Below are 12761 nucleotides of genomic sequence, written 5' to 3'. Positions count from 1 at the left end.
AGAATTATACGTTACTAAGTGCTTCGGCCAATTCTGATTTTTTGTTTCGGCTTAACGGAATAGATCTACCGCTAACTTCTACATTTTTACTGTTGAATTTCTCAACCTTCTCCAAGTTAATGATATAGGATTTGTGAATTCGCAAAAATTTATCTTCTGGTAATTGCTTTTCAAAAGATTTCATTGTTGATAAAATTACGATATTGGCCTCATCGGTCACTAATTTTATATAGTCACCAAGTGCTTCTATCCACTTAATATCGTTTAAAATTACCTTTCTTTTCTTCAGGTTACTCTTTACAAAGATATGTTCCTCATCTTCGTTCACCCGGTTCATTTGCTCATAATTGGCGACCGCTCTTTTAACGGAGGCATCAAAACGGGCCATGGTAATCGGTTTATGTAAATAATCCGTTACGTCATAGTCAAATGCCTTAAGGGCATAATCTGGTTTACCGGTAATCAAAATTACCTGAGGACTGTTTTCTAGGGACTCGAGTAGGTCGAAACCTGTGATGATTGGCATTTCAACATCAAGAAATATAAGGTCTATCTCATGGTTCTTGATTCCGTTTTTAGCTTCGATAGCATTACTGTATTCTGCTACCATAGTTAAATTAGGATGATTGTTTACCAACTTTGCAACGGCCATCCTTTGCATGGACGAATCGTCAACGATGATACTTCTTAACTTCATAAGGGCTGATTTGTGGGGTTAAATCATCGACAAATAACCGAAAAAAGCTGCTGAACTACAACAAAAGATGTGAACAATGCAGTATTGATCGTATATCTGGTAATGATCATATGATTAAGATTTGGTTTAATTTTTTAATGTTGTTACCATTCAATAACGAAGAATATTCCCATTTCTTATAATTATTTTAAAATAATATCTATTTTTGCACTCCTTAAAACAAAATTAATATGAACCATTACGAAACTGTTTTCATTTTGAATCCCGTTCTATCTGATGTACAGATAGAGGAAACAGTTAAGAAATTCGAGGATTTCTTAATTAACAATGGCGCCAAAATGGTTGCCAAAGAAAATTGGGGGCTAAAGAAATTAGCTTACCCGATACAAAACAAGAAAAGTGGATTTTACCACTTGTTCGAATTTACGAACCCTGGTGAGGTAGTGATGCCTTACGAGCAGGAGTTTAGAAGAGATGAACGTGTTATGCGTTTCTTGACCGTTAAGTTGGACAAGCACGCCATTGCATGGGCAGAGAAAAGAAGAACAAGAAACAAAACCGCTAAAGCTTAAGTATTATGGCAACATTACAACAACAGGCAAAAGGAAAAAAAGATGGGGAGATCAGGTATCTAACCCCGTTGAACATTGAGACAAACACAAAAAAGAAGTATTGTCGTTTTAAAAAATCAGGTATTAAATACGTTGATTATAAAGATGCGGACTTCTTATTGAAATTGGTGAACGAGCAAGGTAAGTTGTTACCTAGAAGACTTACAGGAACTTCATTGAAGTATCAGAGAAAAGTGGCCCAGGCCGTAAAAAGAGCTCGTCATTTGGCATTAATGCCTTATGTTGCTGATTTATTAAAATAAAAGAAAAGAATCATGGAGCTTATATTAAGAGAAGACGTACAGAATTTAGGTTTTAAAGATGACGTAGTAAATGTTAAGAACGGATACGGAAGAAATTTCCTTATCCCACAAGGCTTGGCAACTATGGCTACCCCTTCCGCTAAAAAAGTTTTGGCTGAAAACCTAAAGCAAAGAGCACATAAAGAGAAGAAAGTTGTTGAGGCCGCTAAGAAAACCGAAGAGGCATTGAAAGCTTTAGAAATGAAGATTACCGCTAAGACAGGAGCTGCAGATAAACTGTTCGGTTCTGTTACAAATGGTGATTTGGCCGATGCTTTGGCCAAAGAAGGTCATGCGATCGACAAAAAATTCATTAGCATTCAAGGGGGAGCGGTTAAAAGAACCGGACCTTACAATGCTCAAATTAGATTACACCGTGAGGTTGTAGTTGATTTCGGGTTTGAAGTAGTTGCAGAGCAAAAGTAATTTTTAAGATTATTTAAAATATAAGCCTTTCAGTTTACTGGAGGGCTTTTTTTTGATGGATTGTTATGAAGTATATAAGATTAACAAAAGAACAGTTAGAGGAGTTGCACCCAGAATTTATCAATTTTTTGGCCACACAATCGATAACCAAAGAGGAATGGGACACTATTAAAAAGGAGAAACCAAAAGTTGCTGAAGAAGAATTGGATATTTTTAGCGATTTGGTGTGGGAAGGGGTTTTGACCAAGGTTTCCTACTTGGAGAATATTTCCAAAGACCAAATGCACTTGTTTCATCTGACGGATAAAGAAATGAAACTCATTTCAGTAAAAGTCATGAATCCAGAAGTAGATTTGACCACTTCGGTTGGTTTTGCCTGGTTCAAGAAAAACTGGCAATCTGATTTCGTGGAATACCTGACCGCTTCAAAAGCCTATACCGATGATAAGAACGTGGATAAGTTCTTATTGCTTCAGCAAGGAGCCGTAATCACCAAAGGTGAACTGTACCAATGGTTCGAGAAGGTAATTGTCACTTCTTAAGTTTTATTCCACTTATTATAACCACTTCAAATTGTAGTCTTACTTTCTTGGGGCTATATTTGCACAACAATACATAACCCATGGCCCAAAAACCTTCGATACCTAAAGGAACCCGTGATTTCACCCCCTCTGAAATCGCAAAGCGTAACTATATTTTTGATACGACCAAGAAGAATTTTCAAACCTATGGTTTTCAACCGATTGAAACGCCTTCTTTTGAGAATTCTGAAACACTTTTGGGTAAGTACGGAGAAGAGGGTGACCGATTGATATTTAAGATTTTAAATTCGGGGGATTTTATCAGTAAAGTGGATGATGATACATATAGCTCAAAGAACTCCACGGCCATTGCTCCAAAAATTACCGAGAAAGCGCTGCGTTATGACTTAACCGTACCTTTTGCCCGGTACGTGGTCATGCACCAAAATGAGTTGGACTTTCCGTTTAAACGCTACCAGATTCAGCCCGTATGGAGAGCCGATCGGCCCCAAAAAGGGCGTTTCAGGGAATTTTTTCAATGTGACGCCGATGTTGTGGGTTCGGACTCCCTGCTACAGGAAGTGGAACTGATACAATTGTACGATGCGGTCTTTTCCGATTTAAAATTGGAAGGGGTGACCATTAAAATGAACAATCGAAAGATTTTGGCCGGTATTGCAGAAGTTATCGGGGCCAAAGATTTATTGGTAGATTTTACGGTAGCCTTGGATAAGTTGGATAAAATCGGGGAGGACGGCGTTAAAAAAGAAATGCTCGCTAAAGGTATTTCAGAAGCGGCGATTGAAAAAGCGGCACCTTTATTCGAGCCACAAGGTAGTAATGTAGACCAGTTAAACCGACTAGAAGCACTTTTACAGGATTCAGAAGAAGGTAAAAAAGGCTTGGAAGAATTACGATTTATTATGGAAACTATTTCTGTAGTAGGCTTGCAATCCGCTAAATTGGGAATCGATGTTACTTTGGCTAGGGGCTTGAACTATTATACGGGTGCCATATTCGAAGTTTCCGCGCCAGAAGGGGTTTCAATGGGCTCCATTGGTGGGGGAGGACGTTATGATGACCTTACTGGAATTTTCGGTTTAAGAGATGTGAGCGGTGTCGGTATTTCCTTTGGCTTGGACCGTATTTATCTGGTTTTGGAAGAATTGAACCTGTTCCCTCAGTCGGTCGATAAGTCTTTAGACGTGCTTTGCCTAAACTTTGGGCAGAAAGAAGCGCTAGCGTCCTTAAAATTGGTTACAGTGCTACGTAAGAAGGGGGTGCTTTCTGATTTATATCCATCCGGTGCAAAAATCCAGAAACAATTCAAGTATGCGAATAACCGAAATGTGCCTTATGTGATTTTATTAGGTACGGAAGAATTGAACACTAATTCCTTCGTCGTAAAGCATATGGAAAGTGGAAAACAAACGACCTATGCGTTTTCTGAAGTGGACACATTCGTAAAAAGTCTATAGTAACTTTTTGATTTCGCTTACAATAGTGCTATAGTAAGTTTGACTATGTGGCACGTAAATTTTGGATTTATCTGGATGAAGTAATTCATCTTCTAATTTTTTGATGGACAGTAACTTCAAGTCGTTCACTTCACTTTCTTGTTTAGTAAGCTTTTCTAAGGGGAATTTTAACTCGGATAGAAAGGTATGGTGGAACTCGCAATCAATCAGCGATTCCGAATGCTTCTGAACCGACTTGAAGATTCCGATTTTTTGAAGTGCTGTTTCGGAAATGGATAACCCAATTTCTTCTGCTATCTCTCTCAAAGCGGAATCTAAAATGTTTTCACCGGCACCAATATGTCCCGCAACCGATACATCCCATAATCCAGGATGGGTATCCTTATTTTCGGCCCTTTTTTGCAACAGGATTTTGCCGTCAGAAGTGTAAAACCAAATATGAACGGTGGGGTGAAAGAGTCCCTTTCGGTGGGCTTCCGTTTTCATGGCCCTGGTGCCTGTAGGCTCTCCGTTGTCGGTTAGAATATCGATTAGTTCATCCATAGGAAAAATAAAAAAATCCCTCCAAAAGAAGGGATTTTATAAAATTTAATCGAAATAACTAAAGGTTTCCCCTTCTTTGATGTTCAATAAGGTTTCGTAAATCAATCGTATGACATTTTCAACATCATCCCTATGTACCATTTCTACGGTAGTATGCATGTAGCGTAATGGCAAGGATATCAATGCAGACGCCACACCGCCATTACTATAGGCAAAGGCATCGGTATCGGTACCTGTGGCACGAGAAGCTGCCATGCGTTGAAACGGGATCTTGTTCTTTTCTGCAGTTTCTAGAATACGCTCACGTAATTTGTTCTGAACCGCCGGCGCATAAGAAATTACTGGTCCCGCCCCGATCTCAGTATGACCTTGCGTTTTCTTCTCGATCATGGGGGTGGTGGTGTCGTGACACACATCGGTAATAATGGCGATATTCGGTTTTATGGTCTGGGTAATCATTTCTGCACCACGAAGTCCAATTTCTTCTTGAACGGAGTTGGTAATGTACAATCCGAAAGGTAATTTTTTCTTGTTCTCGTGTAATAGGCGGGCCACTTCGGCAATCATGAATCCGCCAGCACGGTTATCGATCGCCCTACAAACGAACTTATCGTTATTCAACACATGGAAGGTATCTGGGTAAGTGATGACACATCCAACATGCACCCCCATTTTTTCTACTTCCGCTTTGTCTTTCGCTCCTATATCAATACAGATATTGTCCAATTTTGGAGCTTGCTCTTCCTTACCGTCAGATTTACGGGTATGTATGGCAGGCCATCCAAAAACACCTTTTACGATTCCGTTTTTGGTGTGGATGTTTACCCATTTAGAGGTCGCGATCTGGTGGTCACTGCCGCCGTTACGAATTACGTAGATCAGGCCATTATCCGTAATGTAATTCACGTACCATGAAATTTCATCGGAATGTCCTTCAATGACCACTTTGTATTTGGCATCGGGATTGATTACCCCTACCGCAGTACCATAGGTGTCGGTGATAAAAGTGTCTACGTACGGTTTTAAATAATCCATCCACAATTTTTGCCCTTCCCATTCGTAACCGGTAGGAGCTGCATTGTTCAAGTATTTTTCAAAAAAGTCAAGTGACTTTTTGGTAATTATTTTTTTATCTGGCATCAACATAGATTTAAGCTACAAACTTAACAATATTAGCCTTGTTTTAATAATAACCTTCTTTAATTATCGTTAATTTTGGCAAGACTTTTGCACAAGCTATGATAATGAATCGTAACTGTTTTCACTTTTTTTTATTCCTTTTGGCCGTGTCGGTCGGGCATGCACAGATAGAAGAACAGGAGATGGATTCTTTGGCTGAAAAAATGATTATTGTGGCTGGCGATTCTCTCGTGCAAAGCTCTATAGCGCTTGAGGAAGCCTATGTTTTCGGAAAATTGAAATTTTCTTCTTACGATGATAAATTACGGTATTATATCCTTCGGCGCAAGACCTATAAAGTGTACCCCTATGCTAAATTGGCAGCCGAACGTCTAGTTGAGTTGAACGATAGTCTTTCAAGTATTAAAAATAATAGAAAGCGCAAAAAGTACACGAAGAAAGTACAGAAATATATTGAGGAAGAATTTTCTGAAGAGCTTAAAAAATTGACCCGTACCGAAGGTCAGATTTTGGTGAAGCTAATTTACAGGCAAACAGGAACGACGGCCTTTGATTTAGTGAAAGAATTAAGAAATGGTTGGCGGGCCTTTTGGTATAATACCACCGCTAAATTTTTTAAAATAAGTATAAAGGAAGAATTTCATCCGGATCAAATAGAAGAGGATTATTTGATCGAGGATATTTTACAACGTGCATTTTCACAAGGTAAATTGGAACGGCAAGCTACGGTGTTGGATTACGATTACGATAAATTGTATAACAAATGGAAAAAAAGCACTAAAACACCAAAGGACTAATTTTTTTTCTTTGGTCCGAAAAGGGAATCGATAATAGTTCTAATACCCTTGAATCCCATAAATACGGCGTAACCAGCTAGAATAAGGCCCACAATAAAAACAGGCCAAAATAAAAAATGTTCTTTGTTCTTAAATGCCTGCCAAAGGATCAATGGTGCCGTAAACATCAATACTACGGTCGTTGCCAATCGTTTTAGCCCTTTTACCAGTAAATCTTTATCAGTTCTCATTTTTATATATCACTATACTTTTTTTGTATTCTTGAACCACGGCAAAATATCCCAGTGCGAAGTTGTTCGAACGATCTACATTGTCAAGCGCTTCTATATTGTCCATACCGGTTACATTTAAAACATTTCCCCTAACCGTTGCTACCGGGGTTTGAAAAGGACCTTGATTGGCTCCAGATTGTACAAGAATTTGATTCATATAATTATAAAAACCTTCATCAGCACCTAGAATACCAATGTTAAGTTCGGTTCCCGACTTAAGTTCGGCATCGTAAAAATAAGAGAATACAAATTGCTGGCCTTGATAGAACTCATCTTCTGTCACGAGATATTCATTAAAGTCAAAATCAAGAATATAAAAGTCATCAGTTTCGCCATTATCGGTAAAGGAAACGATAACTTCTGTTTCATCACCAGAGAATAAGGTCCCATCTCCTTGCTTCAACGTATCTATAGGAACGGAAGGAACGAATTCGGTAGCTGAATAAAATCTTTCATCATTATAATCAATATATAACTCTAACCGGCCTTTTGTGAAGAATTGAGTTGCGGCCGATGCCTCATATATGCCAGGTTCAACTTCTACGAATCTTATGAAATTCTGAGCTAGAGGACTATTCGCTGGCTTATAATCTACATTTTGAATCTGTACGAGGTTAGCCGAAACGACATTGGTTTCATCAAAAAAAGAACTGCTTGTACTCAGTTTAATTCTAGCAATTGTAGTCTGTTTAGTTGTATCTAGCTTAATGATGGCATCCACGATTAATCTAGGCGGCTCACTCGGGGTTTCCACTTCAATAACATCTTCACAAGAAATAAAGATTGTTAAGGTTGCCACTATATATAAAAATCTTTTCATGACTTAAAGCTTAAAGTTATACGTAACGGCAGGAACAAGTCCGAAAATTGAAGTTCTGACAGCTTCATTAGTGCCTGTATCATCATTTCTTCTAAAATTAATGGACGCGGAATTTCTTCGATTGTACAAATTGTAAATACTGAAAACCCATTCTCCTTTTATCTTTTTGTTTTTATTTTTTCGAGGGGTCAAAGTGGCAGCAATGTCGAGACGATTGTATGCGGGCAAACGTTGTTTGTTACGTTGGCCATAATAGGGAACTACCAAACCTTGAAATTCGAATTGCCCGATAGGATAATTGGTAGGTTGGCCCGTCTGATATACAAAGTTGCTACTAAAACTCCATTTCTCGTTCAGATCATAACTCGTGAAAAGCGAAATATCATGGGTTTTGTCATACGGGGTGTTATACCAATTTCCATAATTTATTCCGGTTTCTAAATTGCTTCGCCCACTATCAACGTTTAATGTTCTCCCTGGGGTACGTTGTTCAGATTTTGAGAGGGTATACGCCAACCAACCTTGTAGTTTACCTTCCGTTTTGCGCACTAATAATTCCAGTCCGTACGAACGCGCCTCTCCGTTTAAAATCACCTGTTCTATGGCGTTATTTGCAATAAGATTGGCACCGTCAATATAGTCGATCCTGTTCTGAACTTGTTTGTAAAAAACCTCACTTTCAACCGCATAAGTCCCCCCTTTAATATTCTTAAAAAAACCAAAGGCATATTGGTCCAGGAGTTGGGGTTTAATAAAAGGACCACTAGGCGTCCATACATCCAAGGGAGTCGGGGAGCTGGTATTTGAAACTAGATGAAGGTACTGCGCCAAACGGGTATAACTTGCTTTAATCGAACTTGTTTCATTTAGCGTATACGATAAAGATACCCTTGGTTCAAAATTATTGAACGTGGCCAATGTTCCTCCTCGACCAGGAGTTACTATTCCTGTCGGATCAGCCTCTTTATAGATCAGCAAAAATGGGTCGAATATCACCGGGTTATCATTGGCATAGGTGTATAGCTCATCTTGTCCCAACCGTATGAACTGACTAAATCTAAGTCCGTAGCCAAGACTTAAACTGTTGGTGACCTTATGCTCCACATCGACATAGGCCGCAAACTCATTGGCATATTTTTGTATCAATTGATCTTCAACAATACCCGACTCATCATTGCTGGGTTCTATTTTTCCAGGATTGAACTGATAATACACATTATTGATTCCATAATTCAGCTGTAATTTATCGGTCACATAATGCTTAAAGTCGTATTTTAAATTGAAATTGCGAATACCCGAATTCCAATTGAAGCCTACAAAATCGAGTTTAAGCCCATAATAATAATCGGAATAGATTAGCGATAGATTGGAGAAGAGTTTGTCTGAAAACAAATGGTTCCATCTAAAATTACCAACGGCATTACCATACGTATTCACAAAACTTTCGCTAATGCTAAAAACATCCCTACCGAAATATCCCGAGAGAAAAATGTTATTATTGTCGTTGAATTTATAATTCAGTTTTGTGTTCAAGTCATAGAAATAGGCTTTATTATCCACATCGAACAGGGGTAAAAATAAATGTGCATAGGAAGCTCTACCACCAACCAAGAAAGCGGCTTTGTCTTTTTCAATAGGTCCTTCGATCAATAATCTACTGGCTACGGCACCAATGCCGCCGTTCATTTTAAATTCCTTGCTATTTCCTTCCTTTTGAAAAATATCCAATACTGAGGAAACTCTTCCACCATAGCGAGCGGGGATACCCCCTTTGTATAATTTTACATCTTTTATAGCATCGGGATTAAAAACGGAGAAGAACCCGAATAAGTGGGACGAATTAAAGATGATGGCTTCATCCAATAAAATAAGGTTTTGGTCCGCGGCCCCTCCCCGTACATTAAATCCCGATGCACCTTCACCGGCATTGGTAACACCGGGCAGTAATAAAATGGATTTTATAACATCGGCCTCACCGAGAATTACCGGTATTTTTTTGATTGTACCTACAGATAGTGTATTTACGCTCATCTGTGGTTTTCGAATATCCATTTTCTCTACATTTTCAGTAACCACGACTTCGTTCAATTGTTCCGCTTCTTCTTCGAGTTTGAAATCAATTTTCATAGTACCCGAAAGGGTTATTTCTTGAGTGATGTCCTTAAATCCAAGGTAACTTATGAGAACAGTGTAAGTCCCTTCCGGTAGGGTAATGGAGTAGAAACCGTATTCGTTGGTCGTGACGCCAGTCTTTAGCTCTGGCACCGCCAATGTAACACCGATAAGCGTCTCGTTACTACTGTCTTCTGAAATAGTTCCGCTTAAAGTATATTTTTCCTGCCCTAAGGAATTAGAAACATATAATAGAAAGGGGATAAGAATGAATTGAAGATATCCTTTCATCAATTTTTCAGTAAAAATAACTAGAAAATTAGATAACGTCTTAAAACGTAACCATTTGGTAAAAAAATACCCTCAAGCTAATTTGAGGGTATTTAGTTGGTAAGGTGAAATTTAAATCGTTTTTAAAATTCCATTAAGCGTTGTGCTTGGCCTCATGGCTTTTGCCACCAATATCGGGTCTGGTTTATAATAACCACCAATCTCTTGTTTATGTCCTTGTGCCGCTGTGAGTTCAGAAAGAATTTGAGCCTCTTTATCATTAATTTGTTTACTTACGGCTGAAAAGGTTGCCTTAAGTTCTTCATTATCATTTTGTGCTGCCAAAGCCTCGGCCCAATATTTGGCCAGATAAAAATGACTCCCTCTTGTATCTAATTCCTTAACTTTTCTAGAAGGGGATTTATCATTCAAAAGAAATTGTTCGGTAGCACTGTCCAATGTATCAGCAAGAACCTTAGCTTTTGCATTCGTGTTCTTTTCACCGTAGAACTCTAAAGAAACCCCTAGTGCCAAGAATTCTCCTAATGAATCCCAACGTAAATGCCCTTCTTCCAAGAATTGTTCTACGTGTTTTGGGGCTGATCCACCGGCACCGGTTTCAAATAAACCACCGCCGTTCATCAAAGGAACGATAGAAAGCATTTTAGCACTGGTTCCTACTTCAAGAATAGGGAAAAGATCGGTCAAGTAATCGCGTAGTACGTTACCGGAAACGGAAATGGTATCCTTACCCGCCTTCATTCTTTTTAACGTGAATTCTGTTGCGGCCTTAGGAGCCATAATTTGAATATCAAGACCCGCCGTGTCTTCATTGGCTAAATAGGTTTTTACTTTTTTGATAAGCTCTGCATCATGCGCCCTTTTTTCATCTAACCAAAAAATAGCGGGATCATTTGTCGCTTTTGCCCGAGTTACCGCCAATTTAACCCAATCTTGGATCGGGGCATCTTTCACTTGGCACATTCTCCAAATATCTCCTTGGTCTACTTTGTGGGATAGAAGAACAGCTCCTGTTGTCAAATCGATTACGTTAACGGTACCAGCTTCCTTAATTTCGAAAGTCTTATCATGAGATCCGTACTCTTCAGCCTTTTGGGCCATTAGACCTACGTTGGGTACTGTGCCCATTGTGGTAGGGTCAAAAGCACCATGTTTTTTACAGAAGTCGATGGTGGCCTCATAAATACCCGCATAGCTACTATCTGGAATAACAGCTTTAGTATCTTGGGCGGTTCCTTTTGCATCCCACATTTTACCGGAATTACGGATCATGGCTGGCATTGATGCATCGATGATGATGTCGCTAGGCACATGTAGGTTGGTGATTCCTTTGTCTGAATTGACCATGGCCAAATCGGGTCCATCGGCCAGCGCCTTGTTCAGGTCTTTTTCAATTTGAGCTTTTTCTTCAGCAGGAAGTTTTTCAATTTTTTGATATAAACTGGCCAAACCGTCGTTCGGGCTAATCCCCAATTTTTCAAACGTAGTTTCGTATTTTTCAAACACCGGTTTGAAAAAGGTTTCAACGACATGACCGAAGATTACAGGATCTGAAACCTTCATCATGGTGGCTTTTAAATGTACCGAGAAGAGAACCCCTTTTTCTTTTGCATCCTTAATTTCCTTTTTCAAGAAGGCAAGTAACGCCTTTCTACTTAAAACCGTTGCATCGATTATTTCTCCTGCGAGTAAGGAAATTTTGTCTTTTAGAATGGTTTCTGTAGTGCCGGAAACCAGTTTAATCTGAATTGCGGTGGCCGTATCTAGTGTTAGGGATTTTTCGTTGGCTTGAAAATCACCTTCTGCCATGGTGGCAACATGGGTTTTTGAATCGGCGCTCCAGGCACCCATACTATGTGGGTTCTGTTTAGCGTAATTCTTGACTGCCCTTGGTGCCCTACGGTCAGAGTTTCCTTCCCGTAGTACAGGATTTACAGCACTCCCTTTAATTTTATCGTACTTGGCCTTTATTTCTTTCTCTTCGTCATTCTTAGGGTCGTCAGGATAAGCTGGTAGTTTATACCCTTTTTGCTGTAATTCTTTGATCGCTTCGTTCAATTGAGGAACAGAAGCACTTATATTTGGTAATTTGATGATGTTCGCTTCCGGTTTTTTTGCCATATCGCCCAATTCTTCCAAATCATTGGTTACCTGTTGTTCCGGCGTCAAAAATTCTGGAAAGGTTGCGGCGATTCTACCGGCAAGAGAAATATCTTTGGTTTCTATTTCAATTCCTGAAGTTTTTGTGAATGCTTTTACTATAGGTAAAAAAGACTCCGTTGCCAATGCTGGAGCTTCATCTGTTTTGGTGTAAAAAATCTTGGACATTTGCGGTTTTGTTTTAATTAAAGCGGAGCAAATATACGATTTTCTATAGGCTTAAAAGATAGGATTTGCCCTAATATTTAAGGCTCAATAAGAAGATTTGTTAAATAACAAAAGCCATATCATTGTACGCATACATTGATATGGCTTTTTAGAAAAAGTTTACGGACTTTTTGTTTTAATATTTCACTAAAACGGCAACCCTTGATTGCATCCGTATCCCTAATTCAACGTTTGATTTGTTCTTTTTTTTTGGACATGGAATCCAAAAACCTAAGAAACATATCTTTTCGTTGTCTACATCAACACTGTTCAAGGTTTTGATAGTGAACAGTTATTGATTCACTTATTCCATTAAAAGCGACAGCCTTCAGGAAAAAACTTACCTAGTTTTAAATACGCAAGCATAATTAAATTCTAGGTTCA

Annotated in this window: 13 protein-coding genes; 6 read left to right on the top strand and 7 right to left on the bottom strand. The window is 38.9% G+C overall.

The window, feature by feature from the left end; translation table 11 throughout:
* Positions 1-4: 4 nt before the first annotated feature.
* The gene (locus tag ACNR9Q_RS13720; protein ID WP_419211788.1) at positions 5-697 is read right to left on the bottom strand and encodes a LytR/AlgR family response regulator transcription factor; all 693 of its coding nucleotides are present in this window, start codon (positions 695-697) and stop codon (positions 5-7) included.
* A 230-nt stretch (positions 698-927) separates the two neighbouring features.
* Here ACNR9Q_RS13720 and rpsF point away from each other — a divergent pair, with 230 nt between their 5' ends.
* The 5 genes from rpsF (at position 928) to hisS (ending at position 4035) form a co-directional block, all read left to right on the top strand.
* Positions 928-1269, top strand: coding sequence for a 30S ribosomal protein S6 (rpsF, locus tag ACNR9Q_RS13715; protein WP_419211787.1), 342 nt, complete (start codon positions 928-930; stop codon positions 1267-1269).
* A 5-nt stretch (positions 1270-1274) separates the two neighbouring features.
* Entirely contained in the window at positions 1275-1571 is a 297-nt protein-coding gene (gene rpsR / locus ACNR9Q_RS13710; RefSeq protein ID WP_027067300.1) for a 30S ribosomal protein S18, read from the top strand.
* Positions 1572-1583: 12 nt separating this feature from the next.
* Complete coding sequence (gene rplI, locus ACNR9Q_RS13705) at positions 1584-2036, top strand: 50S ribosomal protein L9 (RefSeq protein ID WP_419211786.1); 453 nt, start codon at positions 1584-1586, stop codon at positions 2034-2036.
* A gap of 65 nt (positions 2037-2101) precedes the next feature.
* Positions 2102-2578: a DUF6495 family protein gene (locus tag ACNR9Q_RS13700; protein WP_419211785.1), complete on the top strand. Its 477-nt coding sequence runs from the start codon at positions 2102-2104 to the stop codon at positions 2576-2578.
* A gap of 80 nt (positions 2579-2658) precedes the next feature.
* Positions 2659-4035, top strand: coding sequence for a histidine--tRNA ligase (hisS, locus tag ACNR9Q_RS13695; RefSeq protein ID WP_419211784.1), 1377 nt, complete (start codon positions 2659-2661; stop codon positions 4033-4035).
* On the opposite strand, the gene ACNR9Q_RS13690 is transcribed toward hisS, so the two are convergent.
* Both ACNR9Q_RS13690 and ACNR9Q_RS13685 read right to left on the bottom strand, forming a co-directional pair.
* Positions 4030-4578 carry an NUDIX hydrolase gene (locus ACNR9Q_RS13690; protein WP_419211783.1) on the bottom strand — a complete coding sequence of 183 codons (549 nt, stop codon included), beginning with the start codon at positions 4576-4578 and terminating at the stop codon, positions 4030-4032. The genes hisS and ACNR9Q_RS13690 overlap by 6 nt on opposite strands.
* Positions 4579-4623: 45 nt before the next feature.
* Entirely contained in the window at positions 4624-5718 is a 1095-nt protein-coding gene (locus ACNR9Q_RS13685; RefSeq protein ID WP_419211782.1) for a M42 family metallopeptidase, read from the bottom strand.
* 104 nt (positions 5719-5822) lie between these two features.
* Between ACNR9Q_RS13685 and ACNR9Q_RS13680 the strand changes: the two genes are divergently transcribed.
* Positions 5823-6515 (top strand): DUF4294 domain-containing protein, encoded by a 693-nt coding sequence (locus tag ACNR9Q_RS13680; RefSeq protein ID WP_419211781.1) that lies wholly within the window; start codon positions 5823-5825, stop codon positions 6513-6515.
* On the opposite strand, the gene ACNR9Q_RS13675 is transcribed toward ACNR9Q_RS13680, so the two are convergent.
* The 4 genes from ACNR9Q_RS13675 to ACNR9Q_RS13660 all read right to left on the bottom strand — a co-directional run bounded on the left by ACNR9Q_RS13675 (position 6512) and on the right by ACNR9Q_RS13660 (position 12338).
* Positions 6512-6745 (bottom strand): DUF6095 family protein, encoded by a 234-nt coding sequence (locus ACNR9Q_RS13675; protein ID WP_419211780.1) that lies wholly within the window; start codon positions 6743-6745, stop codon positions 6512-6514. The two genes, ACNR9Q_RS13680 and ACNR9Q_RS13675, sit on opposite strands and share 4 nt — an antisense overlap.
* Positions 6735-7607: a hypothetical protein gene (locus ACNR9Q_RS13670; protein ID WP_419211779.1), complete on the bottom strand. Its 873-nt coding sequence runs from the start codon at positions 7605-7607 to the stop codon at positions 6735-6737. Before ACNR9Q_RS13670 ends, ACNR9Q_RS13675 begins: the two co-directional genes overlap by 11 nt.
* A gap of 3 nt (positions 7608-7610) precedes the next feature.
* Positions 7611-10010: a TonB-dependent receptor gene (locus ACNR9Q_RS13665; protein ID WP_419211778.1), complete on the bottom strand. Its 2400-nt coding sequence runs from the start codon at positions 10008-10010 to the stop codon at positions 7611-7613.
* Positions 10011-10121: 111 nt separating this feature from the next.
* The gene (locus ACNR9Q_RS13660; RefSeq protein WP_419211777.1) at positions 10122-12338 is read right to left on the bottom strand and encodes an NADP-dependent isocitrate dehydrogenase; all 2217 of its coding nucleotides are present in this window, start codon (positions 12336-12338) and stop codon (positions 10122-10124) included.
* Positions 12339-12761: the final 423 nt, after the last annotated feature.

The sequence above is a fragment of the Maribacter sp. X9 genome, from assembly GCF_048537565.1.
Taxonomy (GTDB): domain Bacteria; phylum Bacteroidota; class Bacteroidia; order Flavobacteriales; family Flavobacteriaceae; genus Maribacter.
This window is presented reverse-complemented; position numbering and strand designations above follow the sequence as displayed.

Coding starts and splice junctions, on each gene's coding strand:
- ACNR9Q_RS13720 (WP_419211788.1), bottom strand. CDS start 697: ATGAAGTTAAGAAGTATCATCGTTGACGATTCGTCCATGCAAAGGATG.
- rpsF (WP_419211787.1), top strand. CDS start 928: ATGAACCATTACGAAACTGTTTTCATTTTGAATCCCGTTCTATCTGAT.
- rpsR (WP_027067300.1), top strand. CDS start 1,275: ATGGCAACATTACAACAACAGGCAAAAGGAAAAAAAGATGGGGAGATC.
- rplI (WP_419211786.1), top strand. CDS start 1,584: ATGGAGCTTATATTAAGAGAAGACGTACAGAATTTAGGTTTTAAAGAT.
- ACNR9Q_RS13700 (WP_419211785.1), top strand. CDS start 2,102: ATGAAGTATATAAGATTAACAAAAGAACAGTTAGAGGAGTTGCACCCA.
- hisS (WP_419211784.1), top strand. CDS start 2,659: ATGGCCCAAAAACCTTCGATACCTAAAGGAACCCGTGATTTCACCCCC.
- ACNR9Q_RS13690 (WP_419211783.1), bottom strand. CDS start 4,578: ATGGATGAACTAATCGATATTCTAACCGACAACGGAGAGCCTACAGGC.
- ACNR9Q_RS13685 (WP_419211782.1), bottom strand. CDS start 5,718: ATGCCAGATAAAAAAATAATTACCAAAAAGTCACTTGACTTTTTTGAA.
- ACNR9Q_RS13680 (WP_419211781.1), top strand. CDS start 5,823: ATGAATCGTAACTGTTTTCACTTTTTTTTATTCCTTTTGGCCGTGTCG.
- ACNR9Q_RS13675 (WP_419211780.1), bottom strand. CDS start 6,745: ATGAGAACTGATAAAGATTTACTGGTAAAAGGGCTAAAACGATTGGCA.
- ACNR9Q_RS13670 (WP_419211779.1), bottom strand. CDS start 7,607: ATGAAAAGATTTTTATATATAGTGGCAACCTTAACAATCTTTATTTCT.
- ACNR9Q_RS13665 (WP_419211778.1), bottom strand. CDS start 10,010: ATGAAAGGATATCTTCAATTCATTCTTATCCCCTTTCTATTATATGTT.
- ACNR9Q_RS13660 (WP_419211777.1), bottom strand. CDS start 12,338: ATGTCCAAGATTTTTTACACCAAAACAGATGAAGCTCCAGCATTGGCA.